14 protein-coding genes are annotated in these 25,015 nt (G+C 40.2%); 5 read left to right on the top strand and 9 right to left on the bottom strand.

The window, feature by feature from the left end:
- Positions 1 to 189 precede the first annotated feature (189 nt).
- The 3 genes from RM368_RS19070 to RM368_RS19060 all read left to right on the top strand — a co-directional run bounded on the left by RM368_RS19070 (position 190) and on the right by RM368_RS19060 (position 3,779).
- Positions 190 to 1,632 carry an AAA-like domain-containing protein gene (locus RM368_RS19070; protein ID WP_322695511.1) on the top strand — a complete coding sequence of 481 codons (1,443 nt, stop codon included), beginning with the start codon at positions 190 to 192 and terminating at the stop codon, positions 1,630 to 1,632.
- A gap of 5 nt (positions 1,633 to 1,637) precedes the next feature.
- Positions 1,638 to 3,212 (top strand): AAA-like domain-containing protein, encoded by a 1,575-nt coding sequence (locus RM368_RS19065; protein ID WP_322695510.1) that lies wholly within the window; start codon positions 1,638 to 1,640, stop codon positions 3,210 to 3,212.
- A 234-nt stretch (positions 3,213 to 3,446) separates the two neighbouring features.
- A complete protein-coding gene (locus RM368_RS19060) occupies positions 3,447 to 3,779 on the top strand; it encodes a hypothetical protein (RefSeq protein WP_322695509.1) in 333 nt (110 codons plus the stop codon).
- A 426-nt stretch (positions 3,780 to 4,205) separates the two neighbouring features.
- On the opposite strand, the gene RM368_RS19055 is transcribed toward RM368_RS19060, so the two are convergent.
- The 6 genes from RM368_RS19055 to RM368_RS19030 form a co-directional block, all read right to left on the bottom strand.
- A complete protein-coding gene (locus RM368_RS19055; protein ID WP_322695542.1) occupies positions 4,206 to 4,865 on the bottom strand; it encodes a sigma-70 family RNA polymerase sigma factor in 660 nt (219 codons plus the stop codon).
- Between the two features lie 881 nt (positions 4,866 to 5,746).
- Positions 5,747 to 6,556 carry a response regulator gene (locus RM368_RS19050; protein ID WP_322695508.1) on the bottom strand — a complete coding sequence of 270 codons (810 nt, stop codon included), beginning with the start codon at positions 6,554 to 6,556 and terminating at the stop codon, positions 5,747 to 5,749.
- Positions 6,557 to 6,888: 332 nt separating this feature from the next.
- Entirely contained in the window at positions 6,889 to 9,369 is a 2,481-nt protein-coding gene (locus tag RM368_RS19045) for a hybrid sensor histidine kinase/response regulator (protein WP_322695507.1), read from the bottom strand.
- A gap of 94 nt (positions 9,370 to 9,463) precedes the next feature.
- Entirely contained in the window at positions 9,464 to 10,909 is a 1,446-nt protein-coding gene (locus tag RM368_RS19040) for an ABC transporter substrate-binding protein (RefSeq protein ID WP_322695506.1), read from the bottom strand.
- A gap of 12 nt (positions 10,910 to 10,921) precedes the next feature.
- Positions 10,922 to 12,385 carry an ABC transporter substrate-binding protein gene (locus RM368_RS19035; RefSeq protein ID WP_322695505.1) on the bottom strand — a complete coding sequence of 488 codons (1,464 nt, stop codon included), beginning with the start codon at positions 12,383 to 12,385 and terminating at the stop codon, positions 10,922 to 10,924.
- 397 nt (positions 12,386 to 12,782) lie between these two features.
- On the bottom strand, positions 12,783 to 15,593 hold the full coding sequence (locus tag RM368_RS19030) for a calcium-binding protein (RefSeq protein ID WP_322695504.1): 2,811 nt from the start codon (positions 15,591 to 15,593) through the stop codon (positions 12,783 to 12,785).
- Between the two features lie 1,939 nt (positions 15,594 to 17,532).
- Between RM368_RS19030 and RM368_RS19025 the strand changes: the two genes are divergently transcribed.
- On the top strand, positions 17,533 to 17,898 hold the full coding sequence (locus RM368_RS19025; RefSeq protein WP_322695503.1) for a hypothetical protein: 366 nt from the start codon (positions 17,533 to 17,535) through the stop codon (positions 17,896 to 17,898).
- A gap of 915 nt (positions 17,899 to 18,813) precedes the next feature.
- On the top strand, positions 18,814 to 20,229 hold the full coding sequence (locus RM368_RS19020; protein ID WP_322695502.1) for a folate/biopterin family MFS transporter: 1,416 nt from the start codon (positions 18,814 to 18,816) through the stop codon (positions 20,227 to 20,229).
- 189 nt (positions 20,230 to 20,418) lie between these two features.
- On the opposite strand, the gene RM368_RS19015 is transcribed toward RM368_RS19020, so the two are convergent.
- From RM368_RS19015 to kdpB, 3 genes are all read right to left on the bottom strand, one after another.
- Entirely contained in the window at positions 20,419 to 21,576 is a 1,158-nt protein-coding gene (locus RM368_RS19015; RefSeq protein WP_322695501.1) for a universal stress protein, read from the bottom strand.
- A 187-nt stretch (positions 21,577 to 21,763) separates the two neighbouring features.
- Positions 21,764 to 22,366: a K(+)-transporting ATPase subunit C gene (gene kdpC / locus RM368_RS19010; RefSeq protein WP_322695500.1), complete on the bottom strand. Its 603-nt coding sequence runs from the start codon at positions 22,364 to 22,366 to the stop codon at positions 21,764 to 21,766.
- Between the two features lie 445 nt (positions 22,367 to 22,811).
- Positions 22,812 to 24,917 (bottom strand): potassium-transporting ATPase subunit KdpB, encoded by a 2,106-nt coding sequence (kdpB, locus tag RM368_RS19005; protein ID WP_322695499.1) that lies wholly within the window; start codon positions 24,915 to 24,917, stop codon positions 22,812 to 22,814.
- Positions 24,918 to 25,015: the final 98 nt, after the last annotated feature.

Here is a 25,015-nt window from a genome sequence, read left to right as displayed (position 1 = left end):
GTACGTTACGCTGTCGCTAACCCTCAATACATTTATTGGAGTATTGGATAATTTATTTTTTGATATTCCTTAAGACCTGAAAATCGCAGGCAAAAATAAAGTTAACTGTTTAAATTTAAGTAAATACTGAAAAAAGTCTGAAAAATTCCGCTAAAGTCTTATTTAAAACAAACTTTATTCTTTTTAAAAATGAATATAGAAGAAGCACTAGTAATTTTAGATACATTTCTTGAACATGGCTTAAGTGATGTTCAAGAAATCATATTTCGTAAAGCTTGGGAAGGACAAACTTATCCAGATATCGCCGAAAGCTGTGGTTACGATGCCAATTATATAAAAGATGTTGGTTCTAAGTTATGGAAGTTACTTTCACAAGCTTTCGGGGAAGAGGTGACAAAAAGTAATTTTCGCTCAGTATTGAGACGGCGAGGCCTCCAGCGGGCTTTGCCTACGCAAAATAGCGTTTTGTCAGAAAAACTACAACCTGTGCCAGCAGTCTTGAGACAGTCTCAGCCAACAAACAGAGCCAAAGATGGAATATCAGCGTCTTCTTTGGTAATCGAAAAACAAGACGAGAGAAAAACCCCAGTCTCTAATCCCGACTTTTTAGAAAATCCTGGTGGCTCAGTGCCCCTAAATTCCTTTTTTTACATAGAACGTCCGCCAATTGAAGAACGCACCTATACCGAAATCAATAAACCTGGAAGCCTAATCAGAATCAAAGCCCCCAGCAAAATGGGAAAAACCTCCCTAATGCACAGAATTCTGACTCATGCCAAACAGACTGGGGTACACACTGTACAAATCGGTTTACAGAGGGCAGATAGTCAAGTTTTCACTAGCTTGGAAAAATTCTTACGCTGGTTTTGTGCTAACGTCAGTCGGCAGTTGAACCTAGAAATCAGACTAGATGATTATTGGGATGAAGATATTGGTAGCAAAGTTAGCTGCACATTGTATTTACAGGAGTATTTGCTAGAAAAAATCGACGCTCCGGTAGTCTTAGCTTTGGATGAAGTGAATCGAATTTTCGAGTATCCAGAAATCTCTAAAGATTTTCTACCGCTACTGCGTTCTTGGTATGAGGATGCTTCCGAATTAGAAATCTGGCAAAAACTGCGATTAGTAGTAGTTCATGCCACAGAAGCTTATATCCCACTAGATATTAATCAATCACCTTTCAATGTGGGATTGCCGATTAAGTTATCAGAATTTAGTTTAGAGCAGATGCAGGATTTGGCAGTGCGTCATGGATTGGATTGGGCTAAAGGTGAGAAAGGATTGGAAAAGCTGGCTTTGCTACGAGCGATGATTGGCGGTCATCCTTATTTAGCTCGTCTGGCTCTTTATAACCTGGGAAATCAAACAGTAACCCTAGAGCAGCTATTACAAGAGGCTCCCACAATTGCCGGTATTTATAGCAACTATTTACGCCATCATCTAGCCAATCTCCAAGAACATCCAGAACTTGCGATCGCACTCAAACGGGTAGTTACCTCTCCCACAAGTGTACAACTAGAAGCGATCGCTGCTTATAAATTAGAAAGTATGGGTCTGATAAAACTTGAAGGAAATCAGGCAATGCCTAGCTGTGAGTTATATCAGCTGTATTTCCGAGAGCAATTAACCTAAACGCTATGAATAAATATGAATATCAAATTGGCGGTAGTCTCAAAGTCGATGCTCCTAGCTATGTAGAACGGCAGGCTGACTTTGAACTTTATAATGCTTTAATTCAAGGGGAATTTTGTTATGTATTTAGTTCCCGACAAATGGGTAAATCTAGTTTGCGGTTACAAACAAGACATAAATTAGAACAAGCAGGCTACAGTTGTGCTTCTATCGATATGACTCGGATCGGCAACGGCAATATTACTCCTGCTCAATGGTATAAGGGCATAGTAGTTGACTTATTAAGGAGCTTTAATCTCTTTAGCAAAGTTAATATCAAAGCTTGGTGGTCGGAGCGTGAAGATTTACCTGCATTACAGCGATTGAGCCAGTTTGTTGAAGACATTTTGTTAGTTGAACTAAAAACTGCAAAAATATTCATTTTTATTGATGAAATTGATAGTGTTTTAGGTTTAAACTTCCCAGTAGTCGATTTTTTTACTTTAATTCGCTCATGCTACAATCAACGAGCCGAAAATCCAGAATATAACCGTCTAACTTGGGCGCTGTTCGGAGTCGCAACCCCTTCAGATTTGATTGCCGATCGCAACTGTACCCCATTTAATATTGGTAAATCTATTGAACTACACGGCTTTAAGTTATCGGAAGTTCAGCCATTAGCGGCAGGTTTAGAAAATAAAGTAGCTAATCCGATGGCAGTCCTCAAAGAAATTTTAGCTTGGACAAATGGGCAGCCATTTCTGACTCAAAAACTATGTCAGATAGTGGTACAAGAAAGAAACTCTGGAAGTAAAAATGTTGAAGATCACAGAAGTATAGAAGTTGATGAGCGTTATAAATTGGATAATCATTTACCGATTATCAATCAACATCTGATAAATTTTTATTACCAATTTCCCTTGTTAATTCTAGAAAAACTAGTGCAAACCCATATTATTGAGAAATGGGAAGCAAAAGACGATCCAGAGCATTTGAAAACAATCCGCGATCGCCTGCTGATAAATGAGCAGCGTGCTGGAGGTTTGCTGGGAATGTACCAGCAAATTTTACAAGGTATTCAGGTAGCTAGTGATGAAGGAGAAGAACAAATAGAACTGCTGTTGTCGGGGTTAGTAACCAAGCAGCAAGGGCAACTAATAGTAAAGAATCGGATTTATGAAGAGGTTTTCAATCAATCTTGGGTAGAAAAACAATTAGCAAAATTACGACCATACTCTCAAGCATTCAACGCTTGGGTAGCCTCAGATCGCTGCGATCATTCCCGACTATTACGCGGGACAGCTTTACATGAAGCTCTAGCTTGGTCACAAGGCAAAAGCTTAAGCGATTTAGATTATCAGTTTTTAGCAGCTAGCCAAGAATGCGATCGGCGAGAAGTTGAGACATGGTTAGAAGCAGAACGAACAAAAGAAGTTAAAGCTAGACTAGTTCAAGAGCAAAAAGCAGCTAGATTTCAAAGATTATTTTTTCTAGGCGCATTCGGTTGGGCATTGATAGTTGTTTTGGGATTGGCGATGGTGACTTTCGAGTATAAAAAACACTGTTCAGTGACCTCAAAGCAATTACTACATCAACCATAATACTAATTCGCAATTTGCAAGAAACGCTGCTTCGCTATCACTGTCTAGAATTTTCTGAAGAACCGCAAGAAAAAATATATTTTGTAGGTTGGGTGGAGTGAAACGCAACCCAACATTACCACCAAATTTTATGTTGGGTTACGCAATCGCTGCACCCAACCTACAAAACTTATATGTTTACCTATTAAGTCTTAACCTTATATGTTTACCCATAGCTAAGACCGCAAAAAAGTGATGAAAGGGATAATTTTTTATATAATAGTATCAGTAGTAATCTCAGCAATCATAGGATCGCTCTGGGCAATAATTTATCTACTGTATAGCCAAAATCTTCAAGTAACTCTCAAGTTATTTTTCTACTCATTTTTGGGAGGATTGCTTGGTGGAATAATTGGTGCTTTTATTGGTTATTTAGTTGGTTCGAGGGTATCTAAAGAAGCACCAGGTTCTATCTTTATTGGCTCTGAAGGCTTCGCCTGGTTCTTTTGTATTTTAATTTTCTGGATTATAGGCATTATTTTAGGAGCAGTTTTAGGAGGATTGATTTTCATCAGATTTTATTCATAATCATTTCTGGATAAATACGTGTTTTTAGCTCTATTCGTGCGTATTTATTTTATGTTTTGTCGAATTCCGATCGTTACTGTTATGTGTTTAACTAGAAACTTTTACGGTTCATAATACTATACATATATAAATGAAAACTCAAACTATCATAGCAATCGTAACGACTCCAATAGTAATTTTAGGAATGCTTGGAGCGATTTGGGCAATATTTTATTTCAGATGTACCCAAAATATTCAAGCAAGTTTTGAATTGTTTTTCTACTTCTTTTGTGCCGGTTTGATTGCTGGAATAGTTGGTCTAATTACTGTTATTTTCTTTCAGTCGATTTAAGTTATTAAAGTACCAGGTTTGGGATGGACATTATTAGAAGGTTCTTTTAGAGAGAGTACGCTAGTAGTACTTATTTGTTCATGCCCAAATAGCATTTAGAATAAATCCTCTATCTCAGCATATTTCCGCAACCGTGGTAGACACTGACGTTGATAAAAACTGCTTAATGTCGCAATTGACAGCCCAAAGTCTTTAGATAATTCTTTCCAGCTAACTTCCGGGGGTAAGCGTTTGAGAATTAATACCTGACAATTTACGTCTGGACGCCCTTTAATGTGAGTACTACGTAGTTCCATATCCGAGTCTGTCTCCACCCATGTCTCCAGGTTTTCCAAAATGGGAGGTGCTTGGGGGGTAGCTGGTATATTATCTATCGGGTCAATAGTTTCACCAATTTCACCTGACTTAGACTGACGAACTCCAAAGGAGACTGTTGTGGCTTTTTCCCGGTTTTGGTTGAGATAAAAGTCTTGTAGTCTGCGTTTTAGGTAAGCATCCAGCCAATTAATTACACTACCTTGAGTGGAGTCATAGGCTTGACCTGTCAGACCATCACAAACATTGCGACAGAAATACAACCAAGTTTGTTGCAGTGCGTCTTGATAGTAGGGAGTATTTTCCTTCCAGAGTTTACCTTGTGTCAAACGAATGATTTGCGTGAGCAACTTCTGACGTTGACGGCTTCCAGGTGAATGTCTACGAGCTTGGGTAACTAAGGATGTTAGCTGTTCATTTAGCTTCTCCTTAGCTGAAATGCTAGACAACGGACACCTGACTTCCTGGTTTACTGGTAGTGAATGACTCTGAATGCCTAAATCAGTAGTAACATCTTTTACAGTTAAAGAGCTGTTGCTCACCCGATCGGTTTCAACCGCAATGCTATCTATATTTCCTTGCTCAGATGCCTGAATACAGAGATGGATTGCTTCTTCAGGCGGGATAAAATCTTGGTTTATACTATTTTTTCGCATCTTCTTTTCTTCCCTGAAGTATTTTTTTTAGGCATACTTTGCAGACTTGATGCAGTAGCCAAGCATTTCGATGCTATCTATGATTATTTGTGAGATATCAGAGATGATAACAGCATGGTTGCAATGGGCAATACACTTTTGTTCGTTGATTCAATTCAATCCACATAATCAACTCAGTAAGAGGAAATAATTAAATGTAAAATGCAAATCAGAAGAACCTGTTACTGTTGGGGTTTTCCCTTCTGCTTCTACTTATTAGACCTTTTTGAGGTTTTGGATTGAAGTTTACTTTGACCATACCTTTAATTTAGTGAATCACTCACTTTTTAACAGCATGAAAAAGTCATAATTTGTCAGGAATTTTGCTGTCAAAGTTTTATTAATTTATGTAAAAAATGTCAGTAACGTCAGAAAAAATCTATTTTTCCACCTGTGTTAGCAGTTTTAGATTAGAAATCTTGACTAAAGGTCTATTCTAGCAATCTCAGACTACTTATTCATTTAGAGAACTTTTGATATAAAATACTTTAGCGGTTTGCTGAAATGATGTTATTAAGGGACTTCCAGAAAATAAATTATCCCATTTCCCGTTCATCAAAACGACTTTCTCGCCCCCTGCTCCCCTGCCTTCAAAGCGATGGAATATTTTTTTAATTGGAAGTCTCTTAGGAGATGATATCGCGGACACTAGCGCAATGGTACTCCTGTCCGTTTAACTCTAGATAATTGACAGTTATTTCTACGGTTATGTCCTGACCATCTTGAGTTCGTTGACTAGACTTAAAAGTGAGAGAGCCTTTTTGTCTAACTTCTTCCCAATGCGATCGCCAAGTAATCGTCGAAAAATTTGGATCTATATCGTAAACAGTCATGGTCAGTAATTGTGCGCGGGAGTAGCCAAGATGACGACAGGCGGCTTCATTCACGTAGACAAGCTGGGCATCCGAATTTACAAAAAAAATAGAATCCTTAAATTTATCTAAATAAAACTGACTGAGGCGCAGTGCTGATTCTGCCTTTTGGCGATCGCTAATTTCCTGCTGCAAAAGTATATTTTGCTGGGTCAGTTGTTTTTGCAACCTGCCGATAGTCAAGTTATTTTCTACACGGGCAAAAACCTCTTCTTCACTAAAAGGTTTGGTAATATAATCCACTCCCCCAACTGCAAAAGCTTTAACTTTGTCAAAAACTTCATCCAAGGCGCTAATAAAAATCACCGGAATATCGCGGGTTTTCTCTGAGGCTTTCAAATGTTGACAGACTTCATAACCATTCATTTCTGGCATCATGATGTCAAGCAAAATTAAATCGGGCGGTGCAGCTTGTGCTGTTTTCAAAGCTGTTTGTCCGTTAATAACTCTCCGAATTTCATAGCCAACCTGAGTTAGCATAGCGGATAAAAGTCGCAGATTATCGGGTGTATCATCAACAACAAGAATATTTGCTTTTGGTAGCTGAACTTGATGGTTATCCATATTTATTAGAACTAATTTATTAGAAAATAATTCAACAGCCAGAAATCATAATTCAAAATTAAATTAGAGTCCGACTGGTGAATGTTTTAAGATCCCCACCAAAACTTTTAGTGCATTCACTACACAAAGATTTATTGATGTTTAATTAGTGGCAGATATCATATCAACTCTGGCTCATTAGTTATAATTTCCACAGTCATTGCACTCCACACGCCAGATGTGTTTAATAAATAATTAAGCGGACATCATATTAATCCCCCCATTTATTGTTCTGACTCCTAAATTCTGACTCCTAAATTCTGACCCCTGAATTCTGATTCAAAAATCATTTTTTACGATTGTGTTAAATCAATAACTTTATCAATGCGAAAGTTATTAACCCAATCAGACAGAGTGTTTGTCAAAAGAGCAGATTCTTCAGGAATTTGCTCAAGCAAGCTAAAAATCAGCTTTTCATCAGTACACAGTGCCGCTTGGTGGAGCTGTGCTACCCATTCAGTAGGCATCTGAGCCAGCATCTCTTCTAATGATAAAAGTTTCAGGTCGGAATTTTCAGCAAATTCGTCTTTTTGAAGGGGTTTCTCTGCATATATATAGCGCACCCCTAAATATTTAGACATCATATTTAAGATTACTTCCTCTCGGAACGGCTTACGTACAAAATCGTTGCAGCCAGCCGATAAAACCACAAAGCGCTCCTCATCAAAAGCACTAGCAGTTAGGGCAATAATCACAGTAGCTTGACCTTTTAAAGTAGCTCTAATTTGTTTAGTAGCTTCATACCCATCCATTACAGGCATCCGCATATCCATCCAAATCAGTTGTGGTTCCCAAGTTTCCCAAAGAGTCACCCCTTCTTGACCATTTTCTGCATGACGTACCTCGAAGCCAAGGGATACTAGCATCTTGACTAAGAGTTGGCGATTTTCCCATTTATCTTCAACTACTAAGATTCGGTATTTTGGTTGATTAGGCTCTAAACCAATTACTTGTCGTTTTAGCTGTAGAATTGGAGCTTCAGCTACTTCTGCTAAACTAATTTGCAGATCGAAAGAAAAAATCGTTCCTTGTCCCAAAGTACTGTTAACAGTAATACTTCCCCCCATTAGATGCACAAATTGTTGGCTAATAGTTAAACCCAAACCTGTTCCTTGCTGAGATTTTCGACCTGCTTCTGTTTGAACAAAGGGTTTAAACAACTTTTCAATTTCGGCAGGTGCAATCCCTGTCCCAGTATCTTCAACTTCAAAATGAAGCCAAAAGAATGACGGACGAGAGTTGCTTATTACTTGTGTCCCTTCTTGTTGCTGTAGTTTACTTTCTTCTTTCATTCTCACTCGTAAACTGACGCCACCTTCTTGAGTAAATTTGATAGCATTACCAAGGAGATTAATCAAAATTTGACGCAATTTACTTTCATCTGTATGCACATATCTAGGAACTTCCGGTCTACGTTCAAACATCAACTGTAAACCTTTGGATTCCGCTTTAATTTGAAACATCTCTTCAAGTGAATCAAGTAGAGCGTACAAGTCAAAGCTATTGTTATTCAGTGTCGTTAAACCCGCCTCAATTTTGGACATTGACAACACATCATTAATCAAGGTAAGCAAATGTTCTCCACTGCGACTGATAATTTCTAAATGTTCCAACTGAGAAACATTGATAGAAGAATCGCGCATCATTAACTGAGTAAAGCCAAGGATGCTGTTTAGAGGAGTACGAAGTTCGTGACTCATGTTTGCAAGAAATTCGCTTTTGGCACGGTTGGCAGTTTCGGCTTCTTTGGCTTTTAGTTCTAATCTATGGCTATAATTCTCTAACTGTTCGCCAGAAATTTTTAACTGTCGCGTTAGCCAAGACACTCCAATCAATAGAAATCCCATTGATAAGAATCCCACTAGCATCATCGTTCCTGCTAATCGTTGAGCCGGTGCAAAGGCTTCTTCCTGGTTCATCTCCACCATTAAGGCTAGGTCTTGGTCATTGAGCCAGTGATATACCCCAATTACTAATACTCCAGCATAGTTTGGATAAAGTCCTTGACCACTAATTCCACCCATTGCTGCATCAATACCTTGGCTGCTAACTCCTTGAGAAAAGTCCGATGTTTTATCTTTCTCTTTAGAAATAAAAGCGTTTTTAGTTACTAAAGAACCAACTAAATAAGTTTCTCCGCTCTTACCTAAGCCTGTACGTTCCCGTACAATTTGATCTATTCTGCTTAAATTTAGATCGGCTAAAAGAACACCTTGACGTACCTTGGCTGCATCACGTAGAGGGGTTGCAAAAGTAACTGATGGCTTACCAGTAATCGGTGAGGCATAAAAGATGGGGGCAAAAGAGTCTCCTGGCTGAATCTGTTCAATATAGGTGATGTTAGCTGAAATTTCATATTGACCTTCACGCTGTTTATTAGTAGATAAAATAATCCGATTGCTCCGGTCAAGAATGGAAATTTCTCCCAGACTTGGCTTGATTGTAGCCATGTTTGCAAGATAATTTGAGAGAACTTTGTAAGCTTTTCGATAATTTGCGTCGGCGGGTTTGGAATTTAAAAGGATTTGAAAATTATTTTGTACGTCTGGAAACTGAGTTACTAAGAGAAAGTCTCGTTCTTGGTCTTCAAACCAACGGGTAATTTCTTCTTCTTTGAGAGTGGCAGCAGCACTGAGCCGTTCAAAAGCAGCTTGCTTCAAAGCTTCCCTCGCATTGATAAAAGCAAATCCTCCTACTACACCTACAGTTACCAAGGATAGGAATAAGAAGGAACTGGCAACTTTAATAGTTAGGTGCTGATTCCAGAAGTTCATATATTTACAACTTGTTTCTTATTCTAAAGATATTTATCTTTTTTATTATTCATGTAGATAGGTTATTCCTTTAGTTAATATAAATAATTATTGATTACCATTGAGCAAAAATCTGTTTTATCTGCTTAATTGCTTCATCAGTTGCTTGCTCTGGAGAAATTTTATCTACAATTATTTGATTCAGAGCTTTTCCCCAGATATTCTCCTCTAACACTACGCTGTATGCCGGGTTTTGGACATAATAAAACAACCGCGTTGAACCTTCCGTCACCGTCTTAACAGCAGTTGAAACGTGTGGGTCAGCTGGGTTTTTCCAAAAAGGGTCTTGCCAAAGTGTCTTGATGACAGGTAAATTACAACCTCCAGCAGCTTTCAGATACTTATCTATCACCTGTGATTGGGTGAGATATGCAAGAAAATCCAAAGCTTTTTTCTGTTGCTGGGAATCAGCGAACAAAACTGCTTGCCGAAGTGTGACTAGATAACGCATTGGCTTGCCGTTGGGTTTGTTGGGAAATTTTAAAATACCAAGCTTATGGCGATAGGTGTCGGGATCTTGGCGCACAGAGCAAGGAATTGAGAGGGTGTTGTTAGGAGTCATCATCACCACACGGTTGAGCAAGCTGCGATTATTGTCTGGATTTAACCAATTGAGTGCATCTGGTGGCACATAACCTTGTTGGTAAAATTTGGTATACCAATCTAATGCCTGAATAATTTTTTGTCTGACCTTTGGCTCGTCGATCAAAAGTTTACCTTTTGAGTTAAGAATTTGTATATCGTATGCTTCTAAAATATGCTCAAAAAAGATGTAGGTATCTGAAGCTCCAGTAGAAAAAGGAAAACCTAGTCCATAAATATGCTGTTTTTGCTGTTTTGCCCGTAATTTGTTCTGCACTTGTTTCCAAAATTCCCAAAAACCATTCCAATCTTTGGGGATATCGCTTTCAGTGCGACCTATTTGCTTTAGCAAGTCTCGCCAGTAGAAAATGTGAACTGTTGCCTGATTGATTGGAACTGCATAGTAGCTTCGTTTTTTTGCAGCATGATTGTAATAATTAACAGCTTGCAGGGCATATTCAGGATAAAGATTTTTGACTGGCTCAATTACATCCGTTACATCCGCCAGCTTTCCTTCCCAAGCCAAATGCGGATTCAACGCTCTCTCAGCGCCGTAACTCATCATGATATCGGGTGGATTACCCGCCTGAATAGCTCTACGCGCCTTCTGCGGTAGCTCATCGCCGATATAGAAGGAAAGCTTGACTTGATTATTAGTTTGTTTTTCCCAGTTGCTTACCAACTGCTTGATTGCTTCATCCTCATCGACAGTAAAACCTTTATCCCACCAAATCTTTAAAACTGTGTTGTCAGTAGGCGAATGGGTGACTGAAGATTGTTTTAATTGAGAGGTATTAGTACATGCAATAATTATCAAACTGAGTGTCAATACGATGAACACATATCTGCGATAATGGTAATATTGCGGCTGATTATGAAAGCCTTTAGCAATTTGACTAGCTTTTGTTTTAAATGTCATATTTGTAAAAGCTTAGTGCCATTGGTCAAAAATTTGCTTAATTCGGGCGATCGCTTCATCACCTGCTTGCTCTGGAGAAATTTTATCTACAACAATTCGATTAAGCGCCTTACCCCAAACATTATCTTTTAAAACTAAGCTATAAGCTGGGTTTTGCACAAAATAAAATGGGCGAGTTTCTCTGTTGAGAAATATATTAATGGCAGTCGAGAGATAAGGATCTTTGGAATTTTTCCAAAAAGGATCTTCCCACGCCGATGTTAAAACTGGTAAATGACGGCCTCCAGAAGCCTTGAGATAATTTCCCATCACTTCTGGTTGTATTAAGTATGCAAGAAACTCCTTAGCTAGTTTCTGTTTCTGAGAATCAGCAAATAAAAACGCTTCCTTAACTGTAATTAAGTAGCGCATTGGCAAGCCATTGGGTTTATTTGGAAACTCTAAGATACCAAGTTTTTGATAATATGTATCAGGGTTTTGCCGCACAGCAGCAGGAATTGAAAGCGAGTTGTTAGGAGTCATAACCACGCTTTGATTAAGTAAACTACGATTATTATCTGGATTCAACCAATTTATGGCATCTGGTGGTACATAGCCTTGCTGATAAAAATTTGTATACCATTTTAAACTGTTAATAATGCCTTGACGCACTTTCAGGTCGTCAAGGATAAGTTTATCCATAGAATCTAAAATTTGCACGTCGTATGCTTCTAAAATCTGCTCAAACAAGTAGTATGTATCAGCAGAACTAATGCCGAAGGTAAATCCTAATCCACAAATATTTGGTTTTTTATCTGGTATTTGTTTTGTCCGCAAGTCATCCTGTATTGGTTTCCAAAGCTCCCAAAAAGCATCCCAATCTTTTGGTATATCACTTTCTTTACGACCTATTTGCTTTAGCAAATCTCGCCAGTAAAAAATGTGAATAGTTGCTTGGCTCATTGGCAGAGCATAGTAGCTTCGCTTTTGAGTAACATTGTTATAAGACTGAACAGTTTTGAGGATTTTTTCTGGGTAAAAACTTTTAAGTGGCTCAATTACATCTGATACATCTGCTAGTTTGCCTTCCCAACTTAAACGAGGAATAATTTCTCGGTCGGCAGTATAACTGGTAACAATATCAGGTAGATTACCAGCCTGAATTTCTCTTTGAATTTTCCGTGTTAGCTCATCTGTAGAATATAAAGAAAGCTTGATTTTGTTGCCAGTTTGTTTTTCCCACTGGCTAACTAGTTGCTTGAGAGCTTCATCCTCTTCCTGAGTAAACCCTTTATCCCACCAAATCCTTAAATCAGTAGTTTCACTGGATAACTTATTAAATGGGGAAGGCGAGGATTGATATGTATTAGTGCAAGCAACAATTATTAAGCAGAGGATTAATGCAATGAGTGCGTAGAGGCGATCGCTAAAAGCTTCTTTAGCTCTGTGCTGATTCTTCAAAACCTGAGTAATCTGACTGGCTTTTTTTCTGGACACCACACTTCTAAAGCTTATATTTAAACTGAATAGATACAGCAGAATTCAGAATTCAGAAGTCAGAATTCAGGAGTAAAACACGCTTTATATCTGAGTAACAGATTTAGCTTGTTTGTCTTACAACTTGAAATCTGCTGTATATTCAATTTAAGGCTTTTTGTCGATCTCTCAATAATTTACAAGCGATCGCTCTTAAAAGAGATGGGTAACTGCTTGCTCTTGGATCGGACGGAGCGCGTTAGCAAAGCAAAGCGGTAGCATATCGCCTCGCCATTTGCACTGATTGAAACAATTATTCTACCGCGTGGTTTCATAATTCCATTGATGAAGCGAATGCGAGGTGCTGAATATAACACCTCGCATTCTGAAGATTTCTATTTGACTGTAGGGTTGAGGATTAAACAACTACCAAGTTATTTTGACTTAGTGACACTCCACTAGATAGTTGGGCAAATTGTACCTGAGCAAATCCAGCCGCACTGCCATCTTGGTCAAAATATAGCGCGCCTGTAGTATTGTCATAGATAAATCGCTGATTGCTCGTTGTCGCAGATGTTCCAAGGGTAAAAGAGCTAGCTGAGAGTAAACCTGATGATAACGCACCACCAAAACCAGTAGCCGATACCTGAATCAGTTCATTAGTCGCATTGAAGTTATAAATATTATCAACGCCTTCATTGAAACTATTGAAAACAAAGGTATCAGTACCAGCTCCTCCATAAAGGTTATCATTACCCTTGCCACCTTTGAAGGTGTTTTTGCCAGAGGCACCAGAGGCTGTGAGAGTATCATTACCATCGCCTCCGTCCAGTAGATTATTGCCTGATGAATAGTCAACAATCAAGCGATCGTCACCAGCACCACCGTTAAGCGTATTATTCCCAGAGACAGTATAAGCTCCATAAGAGGAATATAAGGAGGCTGAACCAGCGGCTGTGAGAGTATCATTGCCATCGCCCCCATTCAGTAGGTTATTGCCTGATGAATAGTTAGTAACTAAGTTATCGTCACCAGCGCCACCATTGAGGGTGTTCTTACCAGAGATAGCATCAAGATCAAAATCGCCTCGGTAGTCGTCGTAGGAACCAGAGACGTTCAGAGAATCATTATCATCACCACCAGAGAGCGAATTATTCCCATTTGAATAGTCAGCACTCAAGTAATCCTTACCTGCACCGCCGAGAATCGTGTTATTTCCACGTCCCCCAGCCAGGGTATCGTTGCCATTGCTCCCCACAATCAAATCATCATAGTTCGTACCTGAGATATTTAATTGTTCGATATTCTTGTAGCTAACCTGATTCGGGCCTGCTGTAATCGAACCAGCATTAGTAGCAGCATTGAATGTCGAAGTGATTCCCTGGCTGATGGAATAGTTATAGAAAGACAACAAATCGTCACCCTTCCCTCCATCTATAGTATCTTTGCCGCGATCGCCTCCGGTGAGTGTATCGTTGCCATTGCCCCCGACAATCAAATCATCGTAGGCTGTACCTGAAATATTTAATCGTTCGATATTCTTGTAACTAACCTGATTCGTGCCTGATGTAATGGAGCCAGTGTTAGTAACAGCATTGAATGTCGAAGTGATTCCCTCACCCCCGCTAGAATTACTGTAATAATAACCTTCTAATAAATCATCACCTTTTCCGCCATCGATAGTATCATTGCCACTACTACTCCCGTAGAGCGAGATAGTATCGTTGCCATTACTCCCCACAATCAAGTCATTGTAGGCTGTACCTGAGATATGTAATCCTTCGATATTCTTGTAGTTAATCAGATCCGTGCCCGCCTTAATCGAGCCAGTGTTAGTAGCAGCATTGAATGTTGTTGTAATTCCCCCACTAGGATAGATATACGAAACGCTCAACAAATCGTTACCTGTTCCCCCATCTACTGTTTGAGTCGCTAAGGAAGATGGAGAAGTATATAGGACGAAAGAGAAGGAATCATTACCATTCTCTCCATTGAAAATGTTATTACCAAATTTGCCCTCGGCTTTTTTGTCGTCGTAATAGCCAGAGGCAAAGAAAGAATCATTGCCATCCCCCCCATTGAGAATGTTATCGCCCGTTGAATAGTTAACACTCAATTGATCGTCACCAGCACCACCATTGAGAGTGTTATTCCCGGAGGTAAAAGAGGCGGAATAGTCATATTCGCGAGAGGCGCTAAGAGAATCATTGCCATCTCCTCCATTCAGTAGGTTATCACCTGTTGAATAGTTAGCATCTAATTGATCGTCACCAGCACCACCGTTGAGAGTGTTATTGCCATCTGTCTTAGACGCAGAGAGATTATCATTGCCATCGCCACCAGAGATTAGGTTATCGCCTGTTGACGAGCTAGCACTGAATTGATCGTTACCAGCACCACCGTCAAGGATATTATCGCTTGTTGAATAATCAACATTCAAGTAATCGTTACCTTCGCCGCCAAAAATTGTATCATTGCCATAATTTGAATCGTTGCCACTACTGCCTCCGAAGAGTAAATCGTTGCCATTGCTTCCGACAATAAAATCAGCGTAGGTTGTACCTCTAATTTCTAATTGTTCGATATTGGTGTAGTTAATCCGATTTGTGCCAGCCTGAATTGAGCCAGTGTTAGTAGCAGCATCGAAACTCGAAGTGATAGCTTTAGTAGAACGGGTGTAATATACAGACAAATAATCCTGACCTGTTTCTCCATTTACACTTTGAGTCGTTAAGGAAGAGGGGGCAGTTTTTGAGACGGACAAATGGAAGTCATCATTACCAGCGCCTCCATTGAGAGTGTTTCTACCCCGGACTTCATCTGCGTAAAAGAAATCATCGCCGTCTTTGCCTGAAACCGTATTGTTACCAGCAGAATAGCTAATATCAAGGTAGTCATCCCCTGCATCTCCACTGAGGATGTTATTTCCAGAAGAATAGGAACCATCAAGGGTATCATTTCCCTCATCACCCCGCACTATGTTATTACCAGTACCACCACGGAGAGAGTCGTTACCCGTACCACCACGGAGGGAGTCGTTATCCGTACCACCAAGGAGAGTATCATTGCCTGCACCACCAATGAGGGTATCATTTCCGGCATCACCGCTTAAAAGGTCGTTGCCATTTTTGCCATCGATGATATCGTCACCCACTTTAGCGTTAATTGTATCTGCGTCCTGAGTACCCAATAGAGTATCTTTACCGTTGGTTCCAATAATATTCACCATAACTCTTACCTTCCTGAATCGATATTTTGAGTAACTTCAGCTATTAACTTGTTGTTAATGTTGTTTGAGGACATACGGAAATCGCCGAGAGTTGACGCTTTCGACATAGTGTTATGCCACCCTTGAGGGTTAGCATTTTCTCGAAGATTTACCCTATTGATGAGCTTTTAAGTAGGACTTATCTAACTGACTTGAAAAAGGCAAGAGGTGAGGCAGCCCCCGTCTTGGCGGTTCCCGTCGTTAGCGCTAGCGGTAGCGAGGAACGAGCGTCTGGGGGACTGCCGAACCCGTTCGCCTTGCGTCTCCGACAGGAGAAGGGCAGGAGATTCAAAGTTAAATTCTTTGCCTATTCCCTATTTCCTTTTTCATTCGTTATTTGTGTACCCGTTAATAATGCTAGTTAAGACTATCTAAGTCTTAGCATTCTACATATTTATGAGCGTGTATTTAGGAAAACAGATGGTTTAACACTTTTTTCTCATTCTCGATCCACAGATCAACCTAGCCATCACTGACAAAGTGTCGAAAAATCAAGCTTGAATGCCTAAAACCCACACTTCATATTTCTTCTCAAAGCGTAGCCCTACTGTGGTAAATATAGAGAATAATTCACTTTCGATAGGGAAATAATTTTTATGCAGTTGTTGTGGGCAATTGCCCGTAGGTATGTAGCTTAAAGATAGGGAACATCTAAATAACACTTTGATAACCATATCTGAAGATTTACTGAGATGTCCACACTTAAAGACATATCTTTGCATACTCTTTACATTATTTGCCGATCGGTATAATCTCAGTACTTGTCTTTATATATTCTTCATGTCTGAAAACCACTAATAATCCAAAATACAGCAGCTAAACAGCAGCTAAACAGCAGCTAAATAGTTAGTTTTATTTGCTCGTGTAGCGTGTCGTCGCCCTTAACAGACAAGCAAGCTGTGGGAGTTTTTGAAATCTAAGGTTATGCTGTGAGGTTGTGACGATAAGTTACAGGATTTGAAAGCGATCGCTCCAAAGGATTGCCATATTATTAAGAGCTATTTAAGAATAACCTCCACCAAACATACTCTCATAGCGTAGACGTAGCCCATCCTAACCATCGCTAAGAAACTACTGAGGACGGTGAATCTGAAACTCGATTATATTAGGAAGTTTTGGACAAAAATAGATTTTTATTCAAAAAAACAGTAGTCAGGAAATGAAGGCGTATTAATATAGTGGATTTCTTTAACCATGCCAATTTGAAAAAAGAATGCAATATCAATATATAGATATAAGAGAGTGTGCGAGTGTGCGTTCTGATTAGCAAAAATTTTTGAAATTGGCATCAGTATAGTATTCATATAGATGACAGTAAAGGTCAACTAGTACTTATAGATATATAAATTTATTCCTCTTCACTTCATTAATTCTTCATAAAATCAGTATTATACACGGTTACAAACATTTGTGTATCAATTTAACGTAGTATATGCTTCTTGTTTACAGCTATTTTCAGGTAAATAGACCACGCAGTAGGGGTACAAGGACTTGCGTCCCTACGACAGATATGATTCAAATACATGAAAACTGCTGTAATACCGTTTATTTGTGAAGCTGCATATAATTCACCCCCGATGGTATCTCTGCACGCGAACTGTTCGAGATCGTTATTCGGATAATGTAGGAACTCTGATGATTTCAAGGATCGTGCGATCGCAAACGACGAGATGACGGTACATCACTGCCAACGCCAGGATTCTTCTAGATTAACCACCTTGTATGGTAATTTCTGAGCTTGATAAATAAATGTAAAGAAGAAGTTGGTATTGCATAAACTTTGCTTTCTAGCTTGATGAATTAACTAAGAAACTAAAAAGTTGAAGGTACAAGATTGAAAATATCTTGTTATCTCCTTAATTAGTTGCTTCAACAACATAGTTCTTCTAAAGGAGAAAAAATGAGTACATTAGAGCAAAGTCTTAGTCAATTCCGAGCTTTACCAAAACCAGAGTCATCTCGATTAATTGACTTTGAAGAAGCAGAAATTCGTCCTGGTATAGTAAATGACACTTATATTTTAGTTGTCAAAGGAACGAAACCATACTTGAATTTGGAAGTGAATCTTGTGCCACTTGTATACGTCCAGCAACCTGAATATTGGGGAGTTGAGGTCGTTGGTACTTTGCCCGGAATCGGACTAACAGCGATCGCACCTTATATAGTTTCTCTGCCAGTAGACGGCATTCGTGGCAAACAAGGTATTGAAGTTATTGGCGCTAATGGTTCCAAGCAACTGCCTTTTCTAGATGTTAAGTATTCCTAATTCCCGACATGAATATGTGTAGAACCACCATCTTAAAAGCTGTTACAAAAGCTTAAAAACCGTCCGAAAATTTATTTTCAGGCTATTAGCTCAAGTTGATTTAAACGGACTAATAAAGTATTTTTAGTCCGTTTAAACCAATTCTTGCTATTAGAGGTTGTTTGAAAAGTTTTCTTCTCGGTAACAAAACGTTCTAGATCCCCCTAAATCCCCCTTAAAAAGGGGGACTTTGATTCCGGTTCCCCCCTTTTTAAGGGGGGCTAGGGGGGATCGGTTAGTGCCTAAAATCACAGCCAACCACTTTTCAAACAACCTCTTAGAGGTTGTTTGAAAAGTCTAATTTATTACTTGCCTCGGTGATTGGATGCTTTATGTCGGAGAATCCGCCCACCGCAGTGGCTTCGTCATGTCGATTTTGGATGCAAGGATTTACGATGCAAGGATTAACCTTTCCTTTAAAAAAGAGGCTTCAATGATGATTTTTTTAAATATTCTCCATAAATGGAGAGGCTTGAAACCTTTTTTCGATTTCAGATTTTGAGTTTAATCCTTGCATCCTTGCATCTAAAATCTAAAATTGTCTCGGTCAAATAGCGCACTTCGTACCGCTACGCTAACACGCTGTGCATCTTGGTATAATTATTTTTATTAACTGTACTTAGATCCTGAAACTTTAGTTTTAATTGATACTCCTAACCTCCTGCTTGGTTGTTGAGCGAATTGTCCTGACTTGTACTGAGTTTCGATTGCGCTCAATTACTGCGTAGTCGAAGTAGCGTAATCGTACCCCTTTGAGGAAGCAAGCTACTCTTGATAATACTCAAAGAAGAAACCAAAGGAAAAGTTGAGAAAAAACCCACCTCTTAAGAATCGATATGATAGACAAGTAAACAAAATTTAAAAAATATTTATCGAATGGTAGATCAATCATCTGGCTTGTCCAAGGTCAAAGACTCAATAACACAAAAACTCTTCTTGGGTAATGAACCTAATGCGGAGTTAATTGCAATTCTTACCGTTTACTTTGTCCAAGGAATTTTAGGGCTATCGCGTCTAGCCGTTAGCTTTTTTCTCAAAGATGAACTACTCCTGAGTCCAGTTCAGGTATCGACGCTAGTGGGAATTGTCTTCCTACCTTGGATGATCAAGCCAGTGTTTGGTTTTATCTCTGATGGCTTGCCCATATTTGGCTATCGTCGCCGTCCTTACTTGATTTTATCCGGGATACTGGGAACTGCTTCTTGGGTGAGTTTGGCCACAATAGTTCATACTAGCTGGGCAGCTACATTAGCGATCGCTCTTGGTTCTCTTAGTGTCGCCATGAGTGATGTCATCGTTGACTCGTTGGTTGTAGAACGAGCCAGAGGCGAATCGCAAGCAAAAGCCGGTTCACTACAATCTCTGTGCTGGGGTGCTTCTGCGATCGGAGGTTTAATAACAGCCTACTTTAGCGGTCTGCTGCTGCAATACTTTACTACCCGTACCGTCTTTGGGATTACCGCTTTATTTCCGCTGATCGTTTCAGGGGTAGCTTGGTTAATTGCTGAGTCCCCCGTTAGCCAAGATGCTCAAGATAGTAATCAGACCAACCCTTTACCAATAAAACATCAGCTGGGGCAGCTACGCCAAGCCATTAGCCAAAAAACAATTTGGCTACCAACGGCATTTATTTTCATCTGGCAAGCTACCCCAAATGCTGACTCAGCCTTTTTCTACTTCACTACCAACGAACTCCACTTTGAACCAGAATTTTTAGGGCGGGTGCATTTGGTAACAAGTTTCGCTTCTTTAGCAGGTGTTTGGATTTTTCAACGTTTCCTCAAAAGCATCCCTTTTCGCGTGATTTTTGTTTGGAGTACTGTCCTTTCCTCCATTTTGGGGATGACGATGCTGTTGTTAGTGACTCACACAAATAGGCTATTGGGTATAGATGACCACTGGTTTAGTTTAGGTGATAGCCTGGTTCTGACTGTGATGGGGAAAATTGCCTTTATGCAAGTGATGGTGCTAACAGCAAGGCTTTGTCCCTCTGGTGTGGAAGCGACATTATTTGCTTTGTTAATGTCAATCTATAATTCAGCCGGAACAGTTTCCCATGCATTCGGGGCATTAATCACCTATTGGCTGGGGATTACCGCAACGAACTTTGAATCACTTTGGCTCTTGGTGCTAATTACTAACCTCAGCACCCTATTACCCCTACCATTTATCAACTGGCTACCTGCTGCTGAAGAACAAACTGAGACACTCAAAAATGACGAAAAATCATTTTCGCCTGATTTGATCCCGGAGTTGGTACTGAGAGAACCAAAGTCAGAAATACTAGAATAGTGTAATACAGCAGTTTCTAAGTAAATCAGATCGAGAGTGCTGTTAGCGGAAAGCTAAGGTTAAGCCAGTGCTGAGTTAGGAGTTAAGAGTTAACAGTTAAAAGTTAGGAGTTAGGAGTTAAGAGTTAGGAGTTTTATTTATCTCGTTGTCCCTCGTCCCCTTGTCTCCCTCATCTCCCTGCCCCCTGCCCTATTTGGGTGAAACCATTTTTTCGCTGGCAATAATATGCAAATCGATGTTTTTGAGCAAGCGCACCAATTTTTGCGTCAAAGATCCTTTGAGGAGCATTTGCCAGCGCGATCGCTGACTTTCACCGATTACAATTTGAGTAATCCGATGTTTCTCGGCGACTTGGGCGATCGCATTAGCTATATTACTGTTGGTAATACGAAGAAAAGTACCTTCAAATTCTTTACAAAGTTTCTCACAAGTGTGGATATGCAAGCTTTCCTCCTTAGTGAGGAAGCGTTCTGGATCGGCAACAAACAAGGTATAAAGCGGCGCGTTCATATAGTTAGCCAGTCTCGCACCCCGGCGTAACAGCTGCACTGAGTTGGGATAAGTAGATACACACACCAAAACCCGCTCGTGAATATTACAAAATTGTCCGTTGGGAGTAGAGGCGATCGCATTTTCTTCTACGTTGTCTGCTACTTCCCGCAAAGCCAACTCCCGCAAAGCAATTAGGTTACGGCGTTGGAAAAAATTATCGAGTGATTGTTGGATTTTTGGCTGTGCGTAAATCTTCCCTTCTAATAACCGTTCTTGCAGTGTTTCTGGTGTGACATCTACTACCACTATTTCATCTGCTTCATCCATAATCCTGTCAGGAACCCGCTCGCGGACTACCACACCTGTAATTCTGGCTACTAAGTCGTTGAGACTTTCCAAATGTTGCACATTCATTGTGGAGTAGACATCAATCCCGGCTGTCAAAACTACTTCGACATCTTCGTAGCGTTTTTCGCGTGGAGAACCAGGAACATTGGTATGGGCAAGTTCATCGATTAAGACTAATTGCGGCGATCGCTTTAAAATAGCATCTGTATCCATATCTGTCAGCGTCAACTCACCGCGAGGATATTGCTTACGGGGTATAATTTCCAGTCCCTCTGCCTTTTCAGCCGTCTCCTTGCGTCCGTGGGTTTCCAAAAGCCCAACGACAACATCAATTCCTTCCTGTTTGAGTGCGTGTCCCTCTTCTAACATTCGGTAGGTTTTGCCTACTCCAGGAGCCATGCCAATAAAGATTTTATGCTTACCACGTCGTCGTGCTGGATAAAGCGAGTAACTTGCAGAATTTAGAGGCGCATTCCCAGCCGAACCAATATTACTACGATCTGACATTTCATTTTTAGTATCTGTATAATCCTAAGTAGGTTAGCGTAAAAATTTGTCGTTGGGATAAAGCAGTTCTTGCTGAACGCAGGAAAAGCAGGGGAGCAGGGGGCAGGGAGATGAGGGAGACAAAGAAAGAATAACTACTGACAAATGACCAATGACCAATGACAAATGACAAATGACAAATGACAAATTACTGATTTTGCTGACGATTAACATCTTGCAAGTCAAGAGCATAATTCAATCGGAGAACATTGACTCCTGGCTCACCAAAAATCCATAAAAATCTGCCCTCAGTAAACTTATAAATTAAACGTAGGATCTCATCTTCTTTTACTCCCCGCGCACCAGCAACCCGTGTCAATTGCTGCTTTGCTGCTTGAAAGGAAATATGCGGGTCTAAACCAGAACCAGAGGTATAAATTATATCAGCTATCGGCTGAAGATTTTCCTCTCGCAATTTATCTGCCTCTTCTAAAATCCGCTTTAGTAGTTCTGGATTGCTTGCAGCAAGATTGCTGGCTCCAGATATGCCAGTTGGCTTGGCTTTTTTGCCTTGGCTATATCTAACAGTACTGGGACGAGAATGGAAATATCGCTCAGATGTGAACACTTGACCAATCAAAGCGGAACCAATTGGTTCGCCTTTTAGATTAGGCATGATGCTGCCATTCGCTTGATAGGGCAAAAAAACTTGACCCACTACAAGAATTACCAGCGGATAGATGATTGCAGTCAACAACCAAAGCATTAGAGTTATAAAAATTGCTCTGATAGTTTCTCGAATAATAGCCATAAAAAGTTTTCCAATTGCGCCTATAATTTAATTTTTAATTTTTAATTTTTAATTCTTTTGCCTACCTAACAGGATATTACAAGATGCTGTTAGCAACAGCATAAACAACTGGGGCAGTTACCACATTCAAGCACAGCAAGATGAAAATAGCGAGTGGTAAATATTGACTTATTGGCATTTGTCTGGGAAAAGGGTAAAGAAACTCAAAATCCTTTCCCTTTAACCTTTACCCTTTCCCCTAAGAGTGCAAAAATTATGTTTGCAAGAGGTCTGTCGTTTATGCCATTGCGACTAAACAAAGGATATCGCCAAAGCAGTGCTGAATGAAAACGATATTTATTCATATTCTTCTTGTCCCTTCTATCAACAGGTAAAAGTAAAAATGTTTATTATTTTACTTTGGTCAAGATGCGATCGTTTCTCAGCGTCTCTACTTTTGCTATCCTTAAGCCAAACCTACAAGTGTAATCAGTACATCGATCAACTTAATGGCAATAAACGGTGCAATCACCCCACCTAAGCCGTAAATTAAGATATTACGTTGGAGTAACTGATTAGCTGTCAGCGGTCTAAACCTCACACCCTTTAATGCCAAGGGAATCAAAGCAGGAATAATCAAAGCATTATAAATCAATGCTGAGAGTACAGCAGATTTAGGGCTAGTCAAATTCATAATATTCAGGCTTTGCAAATTAGCAGCGACAAATATCACTGGAATAATTGCAAAGTATTTAGCAATATCATTAGCGATGGAAAATGTCGTTAATGCCCCGCGAGTAATCAACAATTGCTTACCAATACCAATGATATCGAGTAGCTTTGTAGGATCGGAGTCCAAATCGACCATGTTAGCGGCTTCTTTTGCAGCTTGCGTTCCTGTATTCATCGCCACGCCGACGTTAGCTTGAGCTAATGCTGGGGCATCATTAGTTCCATCTCCCGTCATGGCAACTAGTTTTCCTGCTGCTTGTTCCTGTTTAATGATACTGATTTTGTCTTCTGGTGTAGCTTCGGCAATGAAGTCATCAACCCCAGCTTCTTTAGCAATGACAGAAGCGGTAATTCGGTTGTCTCCGGTTAGCATGATGGTACGTACTCCCATCCGTCGCAGTGCAAGAAAGCGATCGCGGATACCAGGTTTAACTATATCTTTGAGATAAACAATCCCATAGATTTCGTTATCTAGGCTAACTGCTAGGGGTGTACCTCCCAAGCGAGAAACTCGTTCGTAGGCAGCATCCAATTCTGGCGTATCGCGTCCGTTGCGGGAACGGACAAATCCTTTAATAGCTTCTACTGCTCCCTTTCTGGCCTCATACCCACCAGGTAAATTCGTGCCACTCATCCGGGTTTTAGCGGAAAAACTGACTGCTTCTGCCTGAGTGGAATCAAAATCAAACCGTGCGCCTAACTTTTCTGCCAGTCGGACAATGGATTTTCCTTCTGGTGTATTGTCAAAGACACTAGCCGCCCAAGCAACATTAGCAATTTCCGACATTGAATGACCGTTGAGGGGAATAAACTCTTCTGCCAGACGGTTGCCGAGGGTAATTGTACCTGTTTTGTCGAGAAGTAAAGTATTGATATCACCACAGGCTTCGACTGCTCGTCCTGATGTGGCAATGACGTTAAATTGGGCAACTCGATCCATACCAGCAATACCGATGGTACTTAGTAAGCCGCCAATGGTGGTAGGAATTAACGCTACTAATAGGGCAATTAAAATTGGGACGTTAACTGGACTGTTGACATAGTAAGCAAGTGCAGGCAAGGTGACTACGACTAACAAAAACACTAAGCTCAAAACTGCTAACAATACCGTCAGGGCAATTTCATTGGGTGTTTTGCTGCGTTCTGCCCCTTCTACCAAGGCAATCATCCGGTCAATAAAGCCTTTGCCTGGGTCAGTAGTTATACGGATAATTAGTTCATCTGAGATAATCCGCGTTCCACCAGTGACGGAACTGGCAACATCGGAGCCTGATTCTTTTAATACTGGTGCAGATTCTCCAGTAATTGCCGATTCATCCACTGAGGCAACACCCATGATGACTTCACCATCGGCGGGGATGATATCGCCAGCAACGACGTAGATAGTATCCCCCTGTTTAAGGCTGGTGGATGAAACTTCACTAATTGTGCCATCGGCAGCAAGTTTTTTAGCGATCGCCTCTAACTTTGTTAACCGCAAGGCATCGGCTTGGGCTTTACCCCGTCCTTCTGCCACTGCTTCGGCAAAATTGGCAAACCAAACTGTAAAAAATAAAATCCCTGACAACAAGGCGTTGAAAACTTGCGGGTTCTTTTGCAGGGCTGGGCCAAATAGGTTGGGATCGATCGTTAGCAATAGGATGATGATTGTCCCTACCCAAACCACAAAGATTACTGGATTTTTGATTGCATACTTAGGGTTGAGCTTGACAAAAGCATCTCTAATTGCTCTTAAGTACAGCCACTTATTATTTGCCCTAGTCTTTTTACGTTTTTGGCGGCGATCGCCAGAACGAGAACTTGGGCGTCTAGCTTTGAAGTTAGTTGCCACTTGATTCATAAATAAAATTAGCAGTGAGAAGTTAGGAGTTATAGGAACTTCTAATAAAAAAATATCCAACCTGTAGGATGCGTTAGTAACGCATCCTACGAAACCGA

Origin of the sequence: Nostoc sp. DedSLP03, from assembly GCF_034530815.1 — a bacterium.
Taxonomy (GTDB): domain Bacteria; phylum Cyanobacteriota; class Cyanobacteriia; order Cyanobacteriales; family Nostocaceae; genus Nostoc.
The sequence above is the reverse complement of the archived record's forward strand: the minus strand, read 5'-3'. Positions and strand labels throughout refer to the sequence as shown.

Coding starts and splice junctions, on each gene's coding strand:
- RM368_RS19020 (WP_322695502.1), top strand. CDS start 18,814: ATGGTAGATCAATCATCTGGCTTGTCCAAGGTCAAAGACTCAATAACA.
- RM368_RS19015 (WP_322695501.1), bottom strand. CDS start 21,576: ATGTCAGATCGTAGTAATATTGGTTCGGCTGGGAATGCGCCTCTAAAT.
- RM368_RS19030 (WP_322695504.1), bottom strand. CDS start 15,593: ATGGTGAATATTATTGGAACCAACGGTAAAGATACTCTATTGGGTACT.
- kdpB (WP_322695499.1), bottom strand. CDS start 24,917: ATGAATCAAGTGGCAACTAACTTCAAAGCTAGACGCCCAAGTTCTCGT.
- RM368_RS19065 (WP_322695510.1), top strand. CDS start 1,638: ATGAATAAATATGAATATCAAATTGGCGGTAGTCTCAAAGTCGATGCT.
- RM368_RS19045 (WP_322695507.1), bottom strand. CDS start 9,369: ATGAACTTCTGGAATCAGCACCTAACTATTAAAGTTGCCAGTTCCTTC.
- RM368_RS19050 (WP_322695508.1), bottom strand. CDS start 6,556: ATGGATAACCATCAAGTTCAGCTACCAAAAGCAAATATTCTTGTTGTT.
- RM368_RS19040 (WP_322695506.1), bottom strand. CDS start 10,909: ATGACATTTAAAACAAAAGCTAGTCAAATTGCTAAAGGCTTTCATAAT.
- RM368_RS19060 (WP_322695509.1), top strand. CDS start 3,447: ATGAAAGGGATAATTTTTTATATAATAGTATCAGTAGTAATCTCAGCA.
- RM368_RS19070 (WP_322695511.1), top strand. CDS start 190: ATGAATATAGAAGAAGCACTAGTAATTTTAGATACATTTCTTGAACAT.
- RM368_RS19025 (WP_322695503.1), top strand. CDS start 17,533: ATGAGTACATTAGAGCAAAGTCTTAGTCAATTCCGAGCTTTACCAAAA.
- kdpC (WP_322695500.1), bottom strand. CDS start 22,366: ATGGCTATTATTCGAGAAACTATCAGAGCAATTTTTATAACTCTAATG.